This window comes from Mycobacterium sp. MUNTM1, from assembly GCF_054660795.1.
This window is the reverse complement of the sequence record NZ_BAAGDE010000006.1, coordinates 94,629-115,361: the sequence shown is the minus strand read 5'-3', so window position 1 is coordinate 115,361 and position 20,733 is coordinate 94,629. Positions and strand designations below refer to the sequence as shown.

Here is a 20,733-nt window from a genome sequence, read left to right as displayed (position 1 = left end):
CAAGCTATTTCGCCTCCACGGCGTACCGCGGGAAGGCAAGGTCGCCGGCGTAGCGCGCGGCGTCACCGAGCGCCTCCTCGATCCGCAGCAGCTGGTTGTACTTGGCGACGCGCTCGCTGCGGGCAGGTGCGCCGGTCTTGATCTGTCCGCTGCCGACGGCAACCGCCAGGTCGGCGATCGTGGTGTCCTCGGTCTCGCCGCTGCGGTGACTCATCATCGTGCGATAGCCGCTGTGGTGGGCGAGCGCGACGGCGTCCAGGGTCTCGGTCAGCGTGCCGATCTGATTCACCTTGACCAGCAACGCGTTTGCCACGCCCTTGTCGATGCCCTCTTCCAGGCGCTCGGGATTGGTGACGAAGATGTCGTCGCCGACCAGCTGTACCCGGTCCCCGATCGAGGCGGTCAGGGTCGCCCAGCCGTCCCAATCGTCTTCGGACAGCGGGTCTTCGATGGACACCAGCGGGTACGAGCCGAGCAGCCCGGCGTAGAAGTCCGCCATCTGCTCGGCGGTGCGGGTGGCGCCCTCGAACTTGTAGCCGGTGCCGTCGGTGAAGAACTCGGTGGCCGCCGCGTCGAGCGCCAGCGCGACATCGGAGCCGAGCTTGAAACCGACCGACTCGATGGCGCGGCTGATCAGATCCAGCGCCGCGACGGTGCCCGACACGTCGGGCGCGAAGCCGCCCTCGTCGCCCAGGCCGGTGCTCAGGCCCTCCTTCTTCAGCACCGACTTCAGCGCGTGGTACACCTCGGCGCCCCAGCGCAACGACTCGGCGAAGCTGGGCGCACCGATCGGCGCCACCATGAACTCCTGGATGTCGACGGCGGTGTCGGCGTGGGCGCCGCCGTTGAGGATGTTCATCATCGGTACCGGCAGGATGTGCGCGTTCGGGCCGCCGAGGTAGCGGAACAGCGGTAGCTCGGCGGAATCGGCGGCGGCCTTGGCCACGGCCAGCGACACGCCCAGGATCGCGTTGCCGCCCAGCCTCGATTTGTCGGGGGTGCCGTCCAGATCCAGCAGTGCCTGGTCCACCAGCCGCTGATCGTCGGCGTTCAGGCCGATCACCGCCGGACCGATCTCGTCCAGCACGGCCTGCACCGCCTTCTGCACGCCCTTGCCGCCGTAACGCTCGCCACCGTCGCGCAGCTCGACGGCCTCGTGCTCGCCCGTCGACGCGCCGGACGGCACCGCCGCGCGGGCAAACGTCCCGTCGATCAGGGCTATCTCGACCTCGACTGTCGGGTTGCCGCGGGAATCGAGGATCTCGCGGGCCCCGACCTGCTCGATAATCGGCACTGAGTTCTCCTTGCGTCGTCGCCGGTGCGTGCTTTTTCCGGTCAGCGATACATCCTGCTACAGCGGGTGGCCCTTCGCGTAAGCGGTCGCCCAATCGCGAACCGCCCGGGCGTAGACACCGGAGTTGTTGTAGGCGCGCAGCGCGGTGATCCAGCCGCGGGGCGTCGCGAGATCCTTTCCGCGCCAACACAGATACCCGGCCGCCGCGAGCGCGGCGTCGTCGATGTTGTCCGGGCTGACGCGGCCGTCGTTGTGAGCGTCGACACCATAGAGCCGCCACGTCTCCGGGATGAACTGCATCGGCCCCATGGCGCGCGTCACACCGTCTTCGTCGGTGACGTCTTCCTCCGTGTCGACGATGCGCAGCGTGCCGCCGCTGCCGTCCAGGCGCACACCCCGAATCGGGGGACTCACATCGCCGTTGGGGGCCAGGCGCGCGCCGTGGTAGGTGCCGTGGTGGCTCTCGACCTGGCCGATGCCGGCCAGGGTGGTCCACGCGATGTGACATTTCGGGTTCTCGACTTCGGCGACCCGGGCCGCGTAGGCGTAGGCCTCGAGCGCGATCACCGGGATCTCCAGCCCCGCCGACCGCTGCCCCGCCCACTCGCGCAACTGATCCGCAGGCCGACCGCTGGCATGGGTGTCGACGGCCGGAACCGGATCCCCTGCCGGCGGCGGAACCCCGTCGGGAATGAACAGGCTGAGCTGCCAGGTGCAACTGGAGGCCAGAACGATTGCGGTCGCGCCGATCACGGCGGCCGCGCGCATCCAACGCCTCGGCGACACCATGCTTTCCTGAGCTCCCCTAAAACTCGCCTGCACCAACTTCCGCCACACCATCGTCCCATGCGTTCGGGAACTACCCGGTTGCCTCGGGCCTCGGCGCACCGACCGCTCGTCGGATTCAGCTAATGCTCGGTTAGCTGCTAGTCGTCTCGGCTAGCGTAGTCAGACTGTCGCCGACCACGGGGATTCGCAACCTCATCCGCGATATTACCGAGCGATCGATGACAAATCCGGCAAACATTCCGGTGATCGCTCCGACTCGCGGCCGAAAGTGCGAATTAGGGCCCGGCGGCGCTTCGGCACGGGCGTCGCCGGCGCGTCAGGCCTCGTCTACCGTCGCGTCGGCGGCGGATTCTTCCTCGACCGCCTCCAGGCACGCATCGGCCTCGCCGTCGCTCTCGGGTGCCGGGCGCTCCGGACGGTCGTCGGCCGCCGGTCCTTCGGTCGGCCAGTGCTCGCGCCACTCGTCCTCGGAGATCTCGCCGAGCGGGGCGACGTCGAACTCCTCGGGCACACCGGTGCCGCGGCGCACGGCCGAGATCGCCCGCTCAACCTCGCGGACCGTCTCCACGAATTCCAGAACGGCGCTGCGCAGGGCACTTTCGGCATCGACGTCGGCCGACACCGAGATCGAGGTGATCGCCTCGGGGATCAGGTCCGCGGGCAGGCCCGCCTTGCCTGCGCGCGCAATGACCTTCTGCGCCAGCGCCAATGCGGGCTGACCGGTGTGCACCTCGTCCATCACCGATTTGCGCGGCTTCTCGGCCGCCTTGCGCTCTTCCCACTGAGCTAACTGCTCTTCGAGTGAAATCGATTGCCCGGCAAGCACTCCCGGTACCCGGTTGCCCAGTTTGCGGATCAGGGTGGCGGCGACGTCGTCGATGGTGAAGGGGAACTGCGCCGCGTCCTCGGCGATGCGGGCATGGAACAGCACCTGCAGCAGCACGTCGCCGAGCTCCTCACGCAACGCCTCGGCGTTACCGCTGCCGACCGCGTCCAACAGCTCGTAGGTCTCCTCCAGCAGAAACCTGCGCAGCGAGTCATGGGTCTGCTCGCTCTCCCACGGCCCGGCGGTGCGCAGTTTGTCCATCATCGCGACGGCATCGACCAGCCGTTCCCCGCGCGGCGTCTCGGGCGCCGAGATCAGCCGGGCCCCGGCCGCCAACCGGGCGACGACGGCGGGGTGCTCGGGGTCCGACGACAGCAGCACCGGGGCGTCCTCACCGGAGTGCACCGGGCGCGCCGCGGGCAGCGACCACGGCACCGCGACGGGCATCTCCTCGGTGTATTGCACTTCGCCGCCGAGGTGCTCGATGGCTTCCACGGGTACCAGCGAGGGGCGGCGCGGGTCGAACAAGACGACGATCACGGGCGCCCCTCCTCCTCATCGCTTAGCTCTGCATCGTCGCGGGCGCGGATCATCGCGCTTGTCGCTCCTCACTTGCCATCGACGCAGGTAGTTCACTCGTTATACCAATGTCTGCCTGCGGTTTGCCTTGCAGTGCCGTCACCAGGTTGGCCACCATCTGCACCAGCTCGACGTCGCGCAGTCGCGGCGCGCCCACCCCGCCGGCCCGCGGGATGGGAACCTGCACGGTGGACGTCGTGGCGCGGTAGCTCGCGGCCGGGTACATCCGCTTGAGCCGCACCTGAGCCGAATCCGGCAGCGTCATCGGCGAGAGCCGCACGGTCGACGCCGACGCCGCCGACACCTCGGTGATGCCGGCCGCTCGGCACAGCAGCCGCAGCCGCGCCACCGCCACCAGCCGCAGGGCGGGTTCGGGCAGCGCCCCATACCGGTCGATGAGTTCCTCCACCACCGCGTCGATCTCGCCGTCGGAGGCCGCGGCGGCCAGCCGCCGGTACCCCTCCAGGCGCAGCCGGTCGCTGGCGATGTAGTCCGGCGGCAGGTGCGCGTCGACCGGCAGGTCGATCCGCACGTCCTTGGGCTCCTCGGCCGTCGTGACGGTCTGGCCGTCGGCGGCCGCCCGGTAGGCCTCCACCGCCTCGCCCACCAGCCGGACGTACAGGTCGAAACCGACCCCGGCGACGTGGCCGGACTGCTCGACACCCAACACGTTGCCGGCACCGCGGATTTCGAGGTCCTTCATCGCGACCGCCATGCCCGCCCCCAGCTCGTTGTTCTGCGCGATGGTGGCGAGCCGGTCGTAGGCCGTTTCGGTCAGCGGCGCGTGCGGCGGATACAGGAAGTAGGCGTAGCCACGCTCCCGGCTGCGGCCCACCCGGCCGCGCAGCTGGTGCAGCTGCGACAGGCCGAAGGTGTCGGCGCGCTCGACGATCAGCGTGTTGGCGTTGGAGATGTCCAGTCCGGTCTCCACGATCGTGGTGCACACCAGGATGTCGTATTCGCGGTTCCAGAATCCCTGGACCGTGCGTTCCAGCCGTTCCTCGGGCATCTGCCCGTGCGCGACGACCACCCGCGCCTCGGGCACCAGCTCCCGGATCTTCGCCGCCGCCCGGTCGATCGAGCTGACCCGGTTGTGCACGTAGAAGACCTGCCCGTCGCGCAGCAGCTCGCGGCGCAGGGCGGCGGCGACCTGCTTGTCGTCGTGCGGGCCGACGTAGGTCAGCACCGGGTAGCGCTCTTCGGGCGGCGTCAGGATCGTCGACATCTCGCGGATGCCGGCCAGGCTCATCTCCAGCGTGCGCGGGATGGGGGTGGCGCTCATGGTCAGCACGTCGACGTGGGTGCGCAGGCTCTTGATGTGCTCCTTGTGCTCGACGCCGAACCGCTGCTCCTCGTCGACCACCACCAGGCCGAGGTCCTTCCAGCGCACCCCGGTCTGCAGCAGCCGGTGCGTGCCAATCACCACGTCCACCGACCCGTCGGCCAGGCCGTCGATCACGGCCTTGGATTCGGCGGCGTCGGTGAACCGGGAGAGGCCCTTGACGGTCACCGGGAACCCGGTCATCCGGTCGGAGAAGGTCTGCAGATGCTGGTCGGCCAGCAGCGTGGTGGGCACCAGCACGGCGACCTGCTTGCCGTCCTGGACCGCCTTGAACGCCGCCCGCACCGCGATCTCGGTCTTGCCGTAACCGACGTCGCCGCAGATCACCCGGTCCATCGGGACCGGCTTTTCCATATCGCCCTTGACCTCGGTGATCGCGGTGAGCTGGTCGACGGTCTCGGTGTAGCCGAACGCGTCCTCCATTTCGGCCTGCCACGGCGTGTCCGGCCCGAACGCGTGCCCGGGGCTGGCCTGCCGCTTGGCGTACAGCGACACCAGCTCGCCGGCGATCTCGCGCACCGCGCGGCGGGCCTTCGTCTTGGTGTTGGTCCAGTCGCTGCCGCCCAGCTTGCTCAGCGCGGGCGCCTGGCCGCCGACGTACCGCGACAGCTGGTCGAGGGAGTCCATGGGGACGTACAACTTGTCGGAGCCGCCGCCCCTTTTGCTCGAGGCGTATTCGAGTACCAGGTACTCGCGGCGGGCGCCGCCGACGGTGCGCTCGACCATCTCCACGAACCGGCCGATGCCGTGCTGATCGTGCACCACCAGGTCACCGGCGGTCAGGGCCAACGGGTCCACGGTGTTGCGCCGCTTGGCCGCCAGGCGCTTGCCCTCGACGGCCGCCACCCGGCTGCCGGTCAGGTCGGTCTCGGTGATCACCACCAGCGTGGCGCCGGGGATGATGACGCCGTCGTGCAGCGGGCCCTTGAGCACACCGACCACGCCGGCCTTGGGGGCGGCACCCGATTCGAGCATGGCGGCGGGGGTGTCGCATTCGGCCAGCCGCTCCACCACGCGGTGCGCGGTGCCGGTGCCGGGCGCGACGACGACGGCGTAGCCGCCGGTGCTGACGTGCGCGCGCAGCATCGCGAAGATGCCGTCGATGTCGTGCTGATGTCCCCGGGCCGAGGGCGCCGAGCGGATATCGAGTTCCACGGCCGACTCGTCGGACAGCTGGCTCAACGTCCACCACGGGTGCCCGGCGCGGGCCGCCGCGGCCCGCACCTCGTCGAGTTCGGCGAATCCCGATCCGCCGAACTGCGCCACGTCGACCGGGGCGTCGGTACCCAGCGCGGCGACCGACCACGACGCTTCGAGGAATTCGCTGCCGGTCTTGATCAGGTCGGCGGCGCGGGTGCGGACCTTCTCCGGATCGCAGAGCAACACCGGTGTGCGCTCGGCCAATTGGTCGGTCAGCAGCACGTGCTCGCCGGGCCGAAGCACCGGCAGCAGGGCCTCCATGCCGTCGACCGCGATGCCCTCGCCGATCTTGGCCAACATGTCGGTGACGCTGCCGGTGATGGCGGGTTCGGTGCTGCGGTGCCGGGCGGCCAGCTCCGCGGCGCGCTGCCGCACCTCATCGGTGAGCAGCAGTTCACGGCAGGCCACCGCGATCAGGGTGTCGACCTCGATCTCCGGGATCGAGCGCTGATCGGCGACCGAGAACATCCGCATCTCGCTGACCTCGTCGCCCCAGAACTCGATGCGCACCGGGTGCTCGGCGGTCGGCGGGAAGACGTCGAGAATGCCTCCGCGCACCGCGAATTCGCCGCGCCGGCCGACCATGTCGACCCGGGTGTAGGCCAGCTCGGCGAGCCGGGTGATCACGCCCTCGAATTCGATTTCCGTCCCGACGCTCAGCGTGACCGGTTCCACGAGGCCCAGCTGCGGCGTCATCGGCTGCAGCAGCGAGCGCACCGCGGTCACCACCACCTGCAAAGGCGGACCCAGCCGGGCGTCGTCGGGATGGGCCAGCCGGCGCAGCACCGTCAACCGCGCGCCGACGGTGTCGACGCCGGGCGAAAGTCGCTCGTGCGGCAGCGTTTCCCAGGACGGGAAGACCGCGACGGAATCGCCGAAGACCCCGCGCAGTTCAGCGGTCAGGTCGTCGGCTTCGCGCCCGGTCGCGGTGACTACCAGCAGAGGGCCCACCCGCGCCAGCGCACTGGCGACGAACAGTCGTGCGCTGGCTGGACCCACCAGGCTCAATTCGGCAGGCGAAGCGGACGCGCTGTCGATCAACTGCTGGAAGGTCGGCGCGGTGAGCGCCAATTCAACGAGCCCCGCGATCGGGGTTTCTGGGCGAGCAGCCCCCGGTGCGGTCATGATGAATTCCATTCTAGGGGCCCTGGGCGACAGGGCCGGACACACCGAACCACGTCAATATTGAGGTCGCCGCCGTCAAGGGATCGTAAGAACGCCACCACCCGAATACCCGCGGGCGCAGGTTGGATTCATGACATTGCTGGACATCCTGCCGTCCCTCGGTCAGGCGGCTTCCCCGCGTTTCGATCCCGCCATCTGGCCGATCACCACCCACCCCGACGAGGAGGGCAGGCTGTGCGTCGGCGGTGTACCGCTGGCCGATATCGCCGACGAATTTCACACCCCGGCCTACGTCATCGACGAAACCGACTTCCGGCTTCGCGCCCGCCGCTACCGCAAGACGCTGCGCGGCGTCGAGGTGGTGTACGCCGGAAAGTCGCTATTGAGCACCGCGGTGGCCCGCTGGGCCCGCGAAGAGGGCCTCGGCCTCGACGTCTGCTCCGGCGGCGAGCTGGCCGTCGCTCTTGCCGGCGGAGTCGACCCGGCGCGCATCGTCATGCACGGCAACGCGAAGTCGCCCGAGGAGCTGCGCGAAGCGGTGCGCGTCGGCGTGGGGCGCATCGTGCTGGATTCCGGCATGGAGATCGCCTACCTCGCCGGTTTGGCGCAACGGCGCCAACCCGTGCTGATCCGGGTGACCCCCGACATCGACATCCACGGCCACCGCGCGGTCACCACCGGTGTCAGCGACCAGAAGTTCGGGTTCACGCTGCACGGCGACCGGGCCGACGTCGCCGCCCAGCGGGTGCTCTCGCACCCGATCCTCGACCTCGTCGGCCTGCACTGCCACATCGGCTCGCAGGTATCCGACCCCGCGCTGTACGGCGAGGCGATCCGCCGGATGATCGCCGCGATGGCCGATATCCGTGCCCGGCACGGCGTGATACTCACCGAGCTGAACATCGGCGGCGGGCACGCCGTCCCCTATGTCCCCGGCGATCGCGAGCTGAATCTCGAGCAGTTGGCCGACGTCATCGAGAACGCCCTCGACGAGGCCTGCGCGGCCGAGCATTTCCCGCGGCCGCAGATCGTGGTGGAACCGGGTCGTGCCATCTGCGGCCGTGCCGGGGTGACGCTGTATCGGGTGTGCTCGATCAAGACCCAGCCGGGCGGCCGCACGTTCGTCGCGGTCGACGGCGGCATGAGCGACAACCCGCGGGTCTCCCTGTACGGCGCGCGATACACGGCCGCGCTGGCCAACCGGCATTCGCTGGGCCTCAAGCAGCGGGTCACCGTCGTCGGACGGCATTGCGAGGCCGGCGACGAGATCGCCCGCGACATCGAGCTTCCGGCGGATCTGCACCCCGGCGACCTGCTGGCGGTGGCCTGTACCGGCGCCTACCACCACAGCATGGCGTCGAACTACAACATGGTCGGGCGCCCGGCGCTGGTGGCCGTCAGGGACGGGCGGGCCCGCGAACTGGTTCGCCGGGAGACCGTCACCGACCTGCTGGCCCGCGACTGCGGCTAGCTGCGATCGCAAGCGCGGCCGCGGCGATCGCAAGCGCGGCGTAGCCGGGCGCAGCGGGTCGCCGCACAGTCCACGCCGGGCGCAGCGGGTCGCCGCCATCGGCCGAGCTACTCGTCCTGCAGCCGGGGGTCGGCCTCGAGGTGGGTCAGGCCGTTCCACATCAGGTTGACCAGGTGCGCGGCCACCACTTCCTTCTTGGGCTCGCGGGTGTCGAGCCACCACTGCGCCGTCATCGACACCGAGCCGACGAGCGCCTGCGCGTACAGCGGCGCCAGCCCGGGATCGAGGCCGCGACGGGAGAAGTCGCCGGCCAGGATCGAGCTGACCTGGTTGACGGCATCGTTGAGCAGGCTGGAGTAGGTGCCCGAGCTGATCGCGGCCGGCGAGTCGCGGATCATGATCCGAAAGCCGTCGGTGCGCTCTTCGACGTAGGTGAGCAGCGCCAGCGCGACGCGTTCGACGCGCACCCGGGACCGGTTGTTGGTCAGCGACGAGGTGATGCCGTCCAGCAGCGCCGACATCTCGCGGTCCACGACGACGGCGTACAGGCCTTCCTTGCCGCCGAAGTGCTCGTAGACGACGGGTTTGGACACGTTGGCGCGCAGCGCGATCTCCTCGATCGAGGTGCCTTCGTAGCCGCGTTCGGCGAACAGCGTGCGCGCGATGCCGACCAGTTGTTGGCGGCGCTCGGTTCCGGTCATCCGCGCGCGCGGCGCCCGCGCTTCCTTCTCCACCTTGTCCGGGTCACGATCGAGCACGGCCACGTCACTCAGCGTATCGGTCAACAGCCGACAAGCGGCCCGCATCGCCGTCAGACTAAAGTCTTGGTGGCGCGGTCGGTCTCAACCGCCGCTCACCATTGGGTCAGCGATCCGTCGTGGTGTAATCGGCAGCACCTCTGATTTTGGTTCAGATAGTTCAGGTTCGAGTCCTGGCGACGGAGCTCGGCTCGTGGGCCCCTTTGCCGCGAGGGTGCACAAAATGACACGCTTGACGACGTGTCGTTGTACAGACACGCTCCCCGCAAGCGGGAGGTGCCCCCAGCTCGCGCCAAAGAGGCCGAGGAGGCTTGATGACAATCCAAGGTGACACCGCGGTCCTGGTGCTGGCGGCCGGGCCCGGCACCCGGATGCGGTCGGACACCCCGAAAGTCCTGCACACCATCGGCGGGCGCAGCATGCTGTCCCACCTCCTGCACGCGATCACCAAGGTGGCTCCGCAGCACCTGACCGTCGTTCTCGGCCACGACCACGAGCGGATCGCGCCGCTGGTGGGCGACTGGGCCGACGCGCTGGGACGTCCCATCGACGTCGCGCTGCAGGACCGGCCGCGCGGCACCGGCGACGCCGTGCTGTGTGGCCTGGCCGCGCTGCCCGACGACTACGCCGGGGTCGTCGTCGTCACCTCGGGCGACACCCCGTTGCTGGACGCCGACACCCTGGCCGACCTGATCGCCTCGCACAACGCGGCGCCGGCCGCGGTCACCGTGCTGACCACGACCGTGAGCGACCCCAGCGGCTACGGCCGCATCCTGCGCACCCAGGACAACGAGGTGATGGCGATCGTCGAACACGCCGACGCCACGCCCTCGCAACGCGAGATCCGTGAGGTCAACGCCGGCGTCTACGCCTTCGACACCGCGGCGCTGCGCTCGGCGCTGAACCGGTTGAGCTCCAACAACGCCCAGCACGAGCTCTACCTGACCGACGTCATCGGCATCTTGCGCGGCGACGGCCTGGCCATCCACGCCCGCCACGTCGACGACAGCGCGCTGGTCGCCGGCGTCAACAACCGCGTCCAGCTCGCGCAGCTGGGCGCCGAACTCAACCGGCGCATCATCGCGGGCCACCAGCTGGCCGGCGTCACCATCGTCGACCCCGCGACCACCTGGATCGACGTCGACGTCAGCATCGGTCGCGACACCGTCATCCAGCCGGGGACACAGCTGCTGGGCCGCACCCAGGTCGGTAGCCACTGCGTCGTCGGACCGGACACCACCCTGACCGACGTCAGCGTCGGCGACGGCGCCTCGGTGGTCCGCACCCACGGCACCGCGTCGTCGATCGGCGCCGGCGCGACCGTCGGGCCGTTCACCTACCTGCGGCCCGGCACCACGCTGGGCGACGACGGCAAGCTCGGCGCGTTCGTCGAGACCAAGAACGCCACCATCGGCACCGGCTCCAAGGTGCCACACCTGACCTACGTCGGGGACGCCGACATCGGCGAACACAGCAACATCGGGGCGTCCAGCGTGTTCGTCAACTACGACGGCGAAACAAAACGGCGGACCACCATCGGCTCGCACGTGCGCACCGGCTCGGACACCATGTTCGTGGCGCCGGTGACCGTCGGCGACGGCGCCTATACCGGCGCGGGCACGGTGGTGCGCAACGACGTCCCGCCCGGAACGCTGGCGGTATCGGCGGGTCCGCAACGCAACATCGAAGGATGGGTGCGCCGCAAGCGCCCGGGCAGCGCGGCCGCGCAGGCGGCCGAGGCCGCCGAGAAAGCCGCTGGTCAAGGCCCCGCGGCCGGTGCCCGGCCAGAAGCCGACTAGACACCGTGCATTTGCTAGCTGGCAACCCGGCCACATTTCCGTACGATTCGCTTCGTACGATGGGGCCTTCCATCCCCCACCCCGATTTGGCGAGGGCAGTGCGTTGAGCCACGACTGGACCGATAACCGCAAAAATTTGATGCTTTTCTCCGGCCGTGCGCATCCGGAGCTGGCCGAGCAGGTGGCCAAGGAGCTCGACGTCCACGTCACCGCACAGACGGCGCGGGAGTTCGCCAACGGCGAGATCTTCGTGCGGTTCCACGAATCGGTGCGCGGATGCGACGCCTTCGTCCTGCAGTCGGCCCCGGACCCGGTGAACAACTGGCTGATGGAACAGCTGATCATGATCGACGCCCTCAAGCGGGGCAGCGCCAAGCGGATCACCGCCGTCATGCCGTTCTACCCGTACGCCCGGCAGGACAAGAAGCACCGCGGCCGCGAGCCGATCTCGGCTCGGCTGGTCGCCGACCTGCTCAAGACCGCGGGTGCCGACCGGATCGTCACCGTCGACCTGCACACCGACCAGATCCAGGGCTTCTTCGACGGGCCCGTCGACCACATGCGCGGGCAGAACCTGCTGACCGGCTACATCCGCGACAACTACCCCGACGGCAACATGGTGGTCGTCTCGCCCGACTCCGGCCGGGTGCGCATCGCCGAGAAATGGGCCGACTCGCTGGGCGGCGTCCCGCTGGCCTTCATTCACAAGACCCGCGACCCGCGGGTGCCCAACCAGGTGGTGTCCAACCGCGTCGTCGGTGAGGTGGCCGGACGCACCTGCGTGCTGATCGACGACATGATCGACACCGGTGGCACCATCGCCGGCGCGGTGAAGCTGCTGCGCGACGAGGGCGCCGGTGACGTGATCATCGCGGCCACCCACGGTGTGCTCTCCGATCCGGCCGCCGAGCGGCTGGCCGCATGCGGCGCCCGGGAGGTGATCGTGACGAACACCCTGCCGATCGGCGAGGAGAAGCGTTTCCCCCAGCTGACGGTCCTGTCCATCGCGCCGCTGCTGGCCAGCACCATCCGTGCTGTCTTCGAAAACGGTTCGGTCACCGGGCTTTTCGACGGAGACGCCTAGATGGCTGGCAAGCCAGACGACGCCGTAATCCTTCACAACCCACGCTGCAGCACTTCCCGCAAGACGCTGGACCTGTTGCGCGACAACGGCTTTGAGCCGACCATTGTCGAGTATCTGAAGACCCCACCGACCCGCGCAGAGCTGGTCAAGATGATCCGCGACGCGGGTATCGACGTGCGCACAGCGACCCGCAAGCGTGAGTCGCTGTATGACGAGCTCGGTCTCGCGGGGGCGAGTGATGACCAGTTGCTGGATGCCATGGTCGAACACCCCATCCTCATCGAACGTCCTTTCGTCGTCACGCCGAAAGGCACTCGGCTGGCCCGCCCGATCGACGCGGTCCGCGAGATTCTGTGAGCCGGCTCGGCCGCCGCGTGGCCGCTGCCGCGATGGTTGCGGTGGCTTTCGCCGCGGGAGGCTGTGCGCCGAAACCCCCTGACTACCAATCGATCCTGTCGAAGACCCCGACGACCACGACCACCAAGCCGGCGGAGAAGCCGGTTCCCCTGTCGCAGTATCTGCAAAGCATCGGGGTGACCGGCGAGCCGGTGGCGCCGGGATCGTTGCCCGACCTGACGGTGTCGATCCCGACTCCCCCGGGCTGGTCGCCGTTCACCAGCCCGAACATCAGCCCGCAGACGCTGATCATCTCCCAAGGCGGCAAGTTCCCGACGGCGCGGCTGGTGGTGTTCAAGCTCAACGGGAACTTCGACCCGGCCCAGGTGATCAAGCACGGCAACGATGATGCGCAGCTGTTCCAGAACTTCAAGCAGCTGGACGCCTCGGGCGCGCCCTACAACGGCTTTCCCTCGTCGATGATCCAGGGCAGCTACGACCTCGACGCCGGCATGCGGCTGCACAGCTGGAACCGCATCGTCATCGCGACCGGATCGGCGCCCGCACACCAGCGTTATCTGGTGCAGCTGACCATCACCGGCTTCGCCAATCAGGCGGCGGCGCAGTCGAGCGACATCGACACGATCATTCACGGATTCGTCGTCGCGGCGAAGTAGCGTCGCCATTAGTGTTGTCAGCCATGACAGGCTGGACCGCCGCAGACCTACCGTCGTTCGCCGAACGAACCGTCATCATCACCGGTGCCAACAGCGGGTTGGGCGCCGTGACCGCCCGCGAGCTGGCGCGACGGGGAGCCACGATCATCATGGCCGTCCGCAACATCCGCAAGGGTGAGACCGCGGCCCGCCAGATGGCCGGCCAGGTCGAGGTGCGAGAGCTCGACCTGCAGGATCTGTCGTCGGTGCGCCGGTTCGCCGACGGGGTGAGCAAGGCCGACGTGCTGATCAACAACGCCGGCATCATGGCCGCCCCCTTCGGGCTGACCGTCGACGGCTTCGAGACCCAGATCGGCACCAACCATCTCGGGCACTTCGCGCTGACAAACCTGTTGCTGCCCAAGTTGACCGATCGGGTGGTGACCGTCTCGTCGATGGCCCACTGGCCCGGACGCATCGACCTCGACGACCTGAATTGGCAGAACCGGCGGTATTCGCCGTGGCTGGCCTACAGCCAGTCCAAGCTCGCCAACCTGCTGTTCACCAGCGAGCTGCAGCGCCGCCTAACCGCGGCCGGCTCCCCGCTGCGGGCGCTCGCGGCCCACCCCGGCTACTCGCACACCAACCTGCAGGGCGCCTCAGGCCGCAAGCTGGGTGACGCGCTGATGTCGGCGGTCACCCGGGTGGTCGCCACCGACGCCGACTTCGGCGCGCGGCAAACGCTGTACGCGGCGTCCCAGAATTTGCCCGGGGACACCTTCGTCGGGCCCCGATTCGGCCAGATGGGCCGCACCCAAGCGGTCGGGCGCAGCCGGCGCGCCCGGGATTCGGCTACGGCGGCGGCGCTGTGGTCACTGTCCGAGCAGCTGACGAAGACCCAGTTCCCGCTCTGAGTGACGGGTGTGACTCGGGCCCGGCGCCGGCCGCCGGATTTCCCCTCTGAGGTGCGGATGCGCTAACCTGGCCGGGCGTCACGGCGAGGGTGGCTGGCTGGCCGGCACCGTTATCGACGGAGACCGACGAATCGTCTCGTCGCGACCCTGGCCGTGCCCCGAAACACGAGCGAGCACACAGGAGCGACACGATGGCCAAGCAGGCACTCAACCAGTTGAAGGTCGCGGTCCGCGGCGAGACCGGCAAGGGTGCCTCCCGGCGCGCCCGCCGCGACGGCAAGATCCCGGCCGTCCTCTACGGCCACGGCACCGACCCGCAGCACCTGGAACTTCCCGGCCACGACTTCGCGGCGGTGCTCCGGCACGCGGGCACCAACGCGGTGCTGACCCTCGACATCGAGGGCAAGGAGCAGCTGGCCCTGACCAAGTCGCTGGACATCCACCCCATCCGCCGCACCATCCAGCACGCCGACCTGCTGGTAGTGCGCCGCGGCGAAAAGGTCGTCGTCGAGGTCCGTGTCGTCATCGAGGGCGAGGCCGTGCCCGGCACCCTGGTGACCCAGGACGCCAGCGCCATCGAGATCGAGGCCGACGCCCTGTCGATTCCCGAGCAGCTGACGGTGTCGGTTGAGGGCGCCGAGCCCGGCACCCAGTTCTCCGCCGGCCAGATCACCCTGCCCAAGGGCGTCACCCTGATCTCCGACCCGGAGACGCTGGTGGTCAACGTGGTCACCGCGCCGACGGCCGAGGAACTCGCCGAAGAGGGCGCGGGCGAGGTCACCGAGGAGGCCGCGGCGGCCGAAGGCGAAGAAGAAGCCGAGGCCGGCGAAGAAGAGGCCGCCGAGGCCGAGTCCGAGTAGGCGGATCACAACGTGGCCGAGCCGTTGCTGGTCGTCGGCCTGGGCAATCCCGGAGACAACTACGCCCGGACCCGGCACAATGTCGGGTTCATGGTCGCCGACCTGCTGGCGGCGCGGATGGGTTCGAAGTTCAAGGCGCACAAGCGTTCCGGCGCCGAGATCGTCAGCGGCCGGCTCGCCGGGCACTCGGTCGTGGTGGCCAAGCCGCGCTGCTACATGAACGAATCCGGCCGCCAGGTCGGCCCGTTGGCGAAGTTCTATTCGGTGACACCGGGCGACGTCATCGTCATCCACGACGATCTCGACTTGGACTTCGGGCGCATCCGGCTCAAGATCGGTGGCGGCGAAGGCGGCCACAACGGCCTGCGTTCGGTCGTGAATGCGTTGGGCAGCAAGGATTTTCAGCGGGTTCGCATCGGGATCGGCCGCCCCCCGGGACGCAAGGATCCGGCGGCGTTTGTGCTGGAAGCATTCAACGCCGCCGAGCGCGCCGAGGTTCCCACCATCTGCGAGCAGGCCGCGGACGCGACCGAGTTGCTGATCGAACTGGGGCTAGAGCCCGCGCAGAACAGCGTCCACGCCTGGTAGTCCGGACTAGGTGACCAGGCTGACGGAGGTCGACCGGCGCAGCTTGCCCGACGGCGTCTTCGGAATGGTTCCCGGACCGAGCACCACCACGTTGCGCGGCCGCACGTCCACCTCGGCCACGACCTCCCGGGCGACCTGGTGCTCGATGCGACGCACCTCGGCCTGGTCCTGGAAGGCGTTGGACTCCACGGCCACCGCGAACGTTTCGCGGGAGTGGCCGGCGTCCAGCCGAACCGCCACGGCACAGCCGGGCCGCACCCCCTCGACGCGGCAGGCGGCGCGCTCGATGTCGGTGGGATAAATGTTGCGGCCCGCCATGATGATGACGTCCTTGACGCGTCCGCAGACCACCACGTGACCCTCTTCGGTCAGGTAGCCCAGGTCGCCGGTGTCATACCAGCCGTTCTCGTCCTGGGCCGAGATGAACCCACCCATGGTGAGGTAGCCGGGAGTCAGCGACTCGCCGCGCAGCTCGATGACGCCGACGCCGCGGGCGGGCATCACGTCGCCGTTCTCGTCGATGATGCGCGCCTCGAGGTCGCGCAGCAGCGGGCCGAGCGTGGCCAGCCGACGGGTGTTGCCCTTGGTCGCGGGTACGGCGCGGCGCAGGGCGGCCAGCAGGTCGGCGTCCACCTCGTCGACCACCAGGCCGGCGTTGCACTCCGAGAACGACACGGCCAGCGTGGTTTCGGCCATGCCGTAGGCGGGCAGGATCGCCGAGGGCCGCAGCCCGAACGGCTTGCCGGCGTCGAGCAGATCCTCGACGTCGGCGGGTTCGACGGGCTCGGCGCCGGACAGGGCGAACCGCAGGGTCGACAGGTCGAAGTCGCCGGGCTTGGCGTTGCGGCGCAACCGCTTGGCCAGCAGCGCGTAGGCGAAGTTGGGCGCGGCGGTCATGGTGCCCTTGTACTTGTCGATGAGCTTGGCCCACAGCAGCGTGTCGCGCAGGAAGTCCATCGGGGTGACCTTGACCAGCTCGGCGCCGAAGTACATCGGGATGGTCAGGAAGCCGACCATGCCCATGTCGTGGAAGCAGGGCAGCCAGCTGACCATCACGTCCTTGGTGACGTCGTACTGGGCGCCGATGAACATCGCCTCGGCGTTGGAATAGATGTTGCGGTGGGTGATCTGCACCGCCTTGGGAGATCCGGTGGAGCCGCTGGTCAGCTGCATCAGCGCGAGCGCGTCCTCGCCGACGTCGACGGGTTCGATCGGCTCCGCCGCCAGCAGGTCGGCGACGGTGACGACCTTGATGCCCTTTTCCTCGAGCACCGGGATGGCCACCAGGAACGGCTCGGAGACGACGACGGCCTTCGCCTCGATCATGCCGATGACGTTCATCGTGTCCTCGGCCCACACGGCCAGGTCGGTGCGCGGCGTGGGCTGGTGCAGCATGGTCAGGCTGGCCCCGCGCATCCACAGGCCCTGCGCCGTCGGCGCGATCTCCACGGGGTAGCCGGCGAGCACGCCGACCGCGTCGTCGGGCCCGATGCCCGCGGCGGCCAGGCCACCCGCGATGCGGCGCGCACGCTCATGGACCTCGCCCCAGGTGTGGCGGACCGGTTCGTGGGGTTCACCGGTGACCATGCCCGTCGTCACGGAGCGGGCATTGCGATACATCTTCTCGGTAAACCTGCTCACCAAAGCCTCCTCGGTTCCAGCCCTCGTCCCAATGCCCGAAATCTCATGTTCCGCCGCCGGGCAACTCTTCACCGCAAGCACGCAAACACAGTTGGGCGGCGGTTAGGTCTCGGATCGATGATCCGTCCGCACCCGCCGCGATATGGCGGCGCTCGACCACCCGATAAGCACGAATAGGGCCGGCGAAACCTTGCCGGACCCCATTCATTGATCGTCCGCCGGAACGTCCGGCGGACGATGGAATTAAGTGATCTTGCTCAACGCTTCCCGTCACCGCGCATGATCTTAAACTCCTCTTAGGGTAGCGCCCAAACTAATGCTCAAATTGGGGTTCTTTTCACACCAAATGGGGTGTCACACCTCGGTCGGGGCGGGGACGACGCGCGCGCCCACCACCGGCCCGCTGGCGACCCGCACCGTGCGGCAGACACCCGCGCCCGACACCTCGGTACCGACATCGACGGCGGCGGCCGCCGACGAGCACAGGAAGGCGCACGTCGGGCCCGACCCGGACACGATCCCCGCCAGCGCCCCGGCCGCCACCCCGGCGCGCAACGTCCGCCGCAGGGCCGGGTGCAGGCTCACCGCGGCCGCCTGCATCTCGTTGCCCAACAGCGGCGCCAGCTGTTCGGCATCGCCGGCCGCCAGGGCGGCCAGCACCGGCCCGGGCGCGGGCAGCCGCGGCGGGTCCCCGGCCTCGCGCAGCCGGTCCAGTTCGGCGAAGACGGCCGGCGTCAGCAGCTCACTGTCGGCGAACGCCAGCACCCAGTGAAACGTGTTGCGGGACAACACCGTCGCCAACTCCTCGCCGCGGCCGGTGCCCAACGCGGTTCCACCGTGCAGCGCGAACGGCACGTCGCTGCCCAACCGGGCGGCCAGCGCGCGCAGGTCGCGGCGCGGAACGTTGACTTCCCACAGCGAGTTCATCGCCACCAGCACGGCCGCGGCGTCGGCACTGCCACCGGCCATCCCGCCGGCCACGGGAATCGATTTGTCGATCATGATCGACACATCCGGCGCCCGGCCGACGTGCTCGGCCATCAGCTCGGCGGCCTGCCACGCGAGATTGCGTTCGTCGGTGGGCAGTTTCTCGGCGCCCTCGCCGACGATCTCGAGCGAGAGCACATCGGCATTGCGGACCGTCACCTCGTCGAGCAGCGAAACGGCCTGAAAGATGGTGTTCAGCTCGTGATAGCCGTCCTCGCGGCGGTCGCCGACGGCCAGGTAGAGGTTGACCTTTCCGGGGACCCGGACGGTGACCGACCCGGTCGGAACCCAAGCCGCGGCGGTGTTGCCGTCAGACGCTGACACCGCAGCAGACTATCGCTGCTGAGAGCCAACCACACGCAACTGCGCCCGGGCGGTCCGCCGTCAGCCGGCCGACGCCCCCTGCTCGGCGCTGTGCGGAGTCGTCTCGGGGACGCCGTGGGGCCGGTCGGCGGATCGCTGCAACAACCGCACGAAGTCGTCGATCGAGAGCGTCTCACCGCGGCGGGCGGGGTCAATGCTGGCGGCCAGCAACCGATCCGCCGACTCGTTGCCCGAGCCGGCCCACTCCACGAACGCGTTGCGGCAGGTCTTGCGCCGCTGCCCGAACGCGATGTCGACCAGCGCGAACACGTCGCGACGGAACGCCTCGTCGACAGGCCACGGCGATGTCGCGTAGCGGTCGATGCGCACCAGCCCGGAATAGACCCGGGGAATCGGCCAGAACACGGTCGGCGACACCATGCCGCAACGACGAACCCGGCCGAAGAAGCGCACCTTGACGCTGGGCACGCCGTACTCCTTGCCCCCCGGCTCGGCGGCCAGGCGCTCGGCGACCTCGGCCTGCACCATCACCGTCACCGTGTGAATGGACGGGAACTCGGCGAGCAGGTGCAGCAGCGCCGGGACGGCGACGTTGTAGGGCAGGTTGGCGACCAGGGCGGTCGGCTGCGCGGCCAGATCGTCGCGGCGCAGGGTCAAGACGTCGCGGTTGACCACCGTGAGGCGCTGGCTTTCGCTGGTGGAGTGCTCGGCGACGGTCTGGGGCAGCCGTTCGGCCAGTACCGGGTCGATTTCGACGGCGGTGACGGTCGAGCCGCGGTCGAGCAGTGCCAAGGTAAGCGACCCGAGTCCGGGCCCGACCTCCAGGACGTGGTCGGACCGGCTCACCCCGGAGGTCGTGACTATCCGGCGCACCGTATTGGCGTCGTGGACGAAGTTTTGGCCGAGGGATTTCCGTGGCCGAAATTCAAGTTCTTTGGCCAGCCGCCTGATCTCGGTACGCCCGAGTAGCCGGATGGTCAGCGTGCACCAGCTCTTCCGCTGCACACTGGCCACGCACCCCAACCCTGGCGCTCTCGGGTCACCTCGGCAACGGTGATCTGCTCCTCGCGGGTCGCGAGGTCGGCGCGCGAGGCAAACCGCAAACCGCCGTTGCGCTCCCACGTGCCCTGGTCGAACTGCACACCGCCGTAGTACCCGTTACCGGTGTTGATAGCCCAGTTCCCGCCGGCCTCACAGCTCGCGATCGCGTCCCAGATGGAACCGTCGCTGACGGGGGGCACCTCGGTGCCCGGCTTGGTGCCGATGCGGACCACGGAATCGCGGGCGGGCGTGATCACCGTGTTGGCGATCGGCAGCCGGCCGGTCTCGACACCGTTCACGGTGGCCACCGAGAAGGTGACGTCCTGCGTGCCCGGGCTGCCCGGATCCTCGACGACCTGGCGGCTCATGTTCATGCCCGGATCGTCGATGCGACGGGCGTTGGGGGGCAGCGGGATCCGCTCGGTCACCTGCTGGATCCGGTTGCGGGTCACCTGGACTTCCATCCCGTCGACGATCGGCGCGGTCGCGGCGGGCACCACCTGGTCGCTGTCGAGCAGCGGCGCGCCGGCGGCGCTCAGCAGGCCGGCGACGTTCGGCGCGGCCAGGTGCACATTGCGGATCGCGCCGGCGTCGTTGATGCGGACGGTCTTGGCGCTGACGACGGGCAGCGCCATTCCGGCCAGCGGAACGCGGCTGCCACGGTTGGCCGCGGCCGGGGCGGTGTCGGTCATCGCCAGCTGGGCAAGCGCCTCGTCGACGGTGGAGGCGGTGGTCCATACCTGCTTGGTGTCATGGCCGTCGAGCGAGATCTGTAGCGGGCGGCTGCGCCGCAACACGATCTTGCCCGCGTCGTGCACCGCGACATCGCCGGCGGGATACAGGTCGTCGCGCTCGTCGATGGAGAAGCCGTTCTCCTCGACGATGTCGATGACCCGAGACTTCATGGTGGTCACCTGCATGGCGACCCCGTCGACGGTCAACGTCACCGTCTTGCACGCCGAGACCGCGTATCCGCCCGCGAATGCCAGGACTACCAGCAGCCCTCCGACTACGAGCCGCAACATCGGCGAAGGGTTCTGATGAAGTTTTGTCAATACACTCAACGCGCGCTACCCAACCCTCAACAACCCACTCATTCAGCAGCAAGTCACAAATTAA

Annotated in this window: 17 protein-coding genes and 1 tRNA gene; 9 read left to right on the top strand and 9 right to left on the bottom strand. The window is 69.1% G+C overall.

From position 1 onward, the window contains the following. Nucleotides 1-4: 4 nt before the first annotated feature. The 4 genes from eno to mfd all read right to left on the bottom strand — a co-directional run bounded on the left by eno (nucleotide 5) and on the right by mfd (nucleotide 7,155). A complete protein-coding gene (gene eno / locus ACYQ8K_RS05460; protein ID WP_459967432.1) occupies nucleotides 5-1,294 on the bottom strand; it encodes a phosphopyruvate hydratase in 1,290 nt (429 codons plus the stop codon). A 57-nt stretch (nucleotides 1,295-1,351) separates the two neighbouring features. Beyond that, entirely contained in the window at nucleotides 1,352-2,080 is a 729-nt protein-coding gene (locus ACYQ8K_RS05455) for a lytic transglycosylase domain-containing protein (protein ID WP_459967484.1), read from the bottom strand. A 319-nt stretch (nucleotides 2,081-2,399) separates the two neighbouring features. After that, nucleotides 2,400-3,449 (bottom strand): nucleoside triphosphate pyrophosphohydrolase, encoded by a 1,050-nt coding sequence (locus tag ACYQ8K_RS05450; RefSeq protein WP_459967430.1) that lies wholly within the window; start codon nucleotides 3,447-3,449, stop codon nucleotides 2,400-2,402. A gap of 49 nt (nucleotides 3,450-3,498) precedes the next feature. Further along, entirely contained in the window at nucleotides 3,499-7,155 is a 3,657-nt protein-coding gene (mfd, locus tag ACYQ8K_RS05445; RefSeq protein WP_459967429.1) for a transcription-repair coupling factor, read from the bottom strand. A gap of 130 nt (nucleotides 7,156-7,285) precedes the next feature. On the opposite strand from mfd, the gene lysA reads away from it, so the two are divergent. After that, nucleotides 7,286-8,626, top strand: a complete 1,341-nt coding sequence (gene lysA, locus ACYQ8K_RS05440) for a diaminopimelate decarboxylase (protein WP_459967428.1) — start codon at nucleotides 7,286-7,288, stop codon at nucleotides 8,624-8,626. A gap of 107 nt (nucleotides 8,627-8,733) precedes the next feature. On the opposite strand, the gene ACYQ8K_RS05435 is transcribed toward lysA, so the two are convergent. Further along, the gene (locus ACYQ8K_RS05435; protein ID WP_007776775.1) at nucleotides 8,734-9,327 is read right to left on the bottom strand and encodes a TetR/AcrR family transcriptional regulator; all 594 of its coding nucleotides are present in this window, start codon (nucleotides 9,325-9,327) and stop codon (nucleotides 8,734-8,736) included. A 170-nt stretch (nucleotides 9,328-9,497) separates the two neighbouring features. On the opposite strand from ACYQ8K_RS05435, the gene ACYQ8K_RS05430 reads away from it, so the two are divergent. The 8 genes from ACYQ8K_RS05430 to pth all read left to right on the top strand — a co-directional run bounded on the left by ACYQ8K_RS05430 (nucleotide 9,498) and on the right by pth (nucleotide 15,621). Further along, nucleotides 9,498-9,569 (top strand) — tRNA-Gln (locus tag ACYQ8K_RS05430). A gap of 129 nt (nucleotides 9,570-9,698) precedes the next feature. Beyond that, the gene (gene glmU, locus ACYQ8K_RS05425) at nucleotides 9,699-11,183 is read left to right on the top strand and encodes a bifunctional UDP-N-acetylglucosamine diphosphorylase/glucosamine-1-phosphate N-acetyltransferase GlmU (RefSeq protein WP_459967427.1); all 1,485 of its coding nucleotides are present in this window, start codon (nucleotides 9,699-9,701) and stop codon (nucleotides 11,181-11,183) included. Nucleotides 11,184-11,286: 103 nt separating this feature from the next. Then, nucleotides 11,287-12,267: a ribose-phosphate diphosphokinase gene (locus tag ACYQ8K_RS05420; RefSeq protein WP_064953125.1), complete on the top strand. Its 981-nt coding sequence runs from the start codon at nucleotides 11,287-11,289 to the stop codon at nucleotides 12,265-12,267. Next, entirely contained in the window at nucleotides 12,268-12,624 is a 357-nt protein-coding gene (arsC, locus tag ACYQ8K_RS05415) for an arsenate reductase (glutaredoxin) (RefSeq protein ID WP_459967425.1), read from the top strand. Between the two features lie 32 nt (nucleotides 12,625-12,656). Further along, entirely contained in the window at nucleotides 12,657-13,280 is a 624-nt protein-coding gene (locus ACYQ8K_RS05410; RefSeq protein WP_459967483.1) for an LpqN/LpqT family lipoprotein, read from the top strand. Between the two features lie 23 nt (nucleotides 13,281-13,303). After that, the gene (locus tag ACYQ8K_RS05405; protein WP_459967424.1) at nucleotides 13,304-14,173 is read left to right on the top strand and encodes an oxidoreductase; all 870 of its coding nucleotides are present in this window, start codon (nucleotides 13,304-13,306) and stop codon (nucleotides 14,171-14,173) included. A 191-nt stretch (nucleotides 14,174-14,364) separates the two neighbouring features. Further along, complete coding sequence (locus ACYQ8K_RS05400) at nucleotides 14,365-15,033, top strand: 50S ribosomal protein L25/general stress protein Ctc (RefSeq protein ID WP_459967423.1); 669 nt, start codon at nucleotides 14,365-14,367, stop codon at nucleotides 15,031-15,033. Between the two features lie 12 nt (nucleotides 15,034-15,045). Further along, nucleotides 15,046-15,621 carry an aminoacyl-tRNA hydrolase gene (pth, locus tag ACYQ8K_RS05395; RefSeq protein ID WP_459967422.1) on the top strand — a complete coding sequence of 192 codons (576 nt, stop codon included), beginning with the start codon at nucleotides 15,046-15,048 and terminating at the stop codon, nucleotides 15,619-15,621. Nucleotides 15,622-15,627: 6 nt separating this feature from the next. Here the strand turns inward: pth and ACYQ8K_RS05390 are convergent, their stop codons facing one another. From ACYQ8K_RS05390 to ACYQ8K_RS05375, 4 genes are all read right to left on the bottom strand, one after another. Next, a complete protein-coding gene (locus tag ACYQ8K_RS05390) occupies nucleotides 15,628-17,262 on the bottom strand; it encodes a fatty acyl-AMP ligase (protein ID WP_459967420.1) in 1,635 nt (544 codons plus the stop codon). Between the two features lie 354 nt (nucleotides 17,263-17,616). Next, nucleotides 17,617-18,573 (bottom strand): 4-(cytidine 5'-diphospho)-2-C-methyl-D-erythritol kinase, encoded by a 957-nt coding sequence (locus ACYQ8K_RS05385; protein ID WP_459967419.1) that lies wholly within the window; start codon nucleotides 18,571-18,573, stop codon nucleotides 17,617-17,619. A 60-nt stretch (nucleotides 18,574-18,633) separates the two neighbouring features. Next, nucleotides 18,634-19,587, bottom strand: a complete 954-nt coding sequence (rsmA, locus tag ACYQ8K_RS05380; RefSeq protein ID WP_459967418.1) for a 16S rRNA (adenine(1518)-N(6)/adenine(1519)-N(6))-dimethyltransferase RsmA — start codon at nucleotides 19,585-19,587, stop codon at nucleotides 18,634-18,636. Beyond that, nucleotides 19,551-20,678 carry a transglycosylase family protein gene (locus ACYQ8K_RS05375; RefSeq protein ID WP_459967417.1) on the bottom strand — a complete coding sequence of 376 codons (1,128 nt, stop codon included), beginning with the start codon at nucleotides 20,676-20,678 and terminating at the stop codon, nucleotides 19,551-19,553. The genes rsmA and ACYQ8K_RS05375 overlap by 37 nt, the downstream gene beginning before the upstream one ends. Nucleotides 20,679-20,733 lie beyond the last annotated feature (55 nt).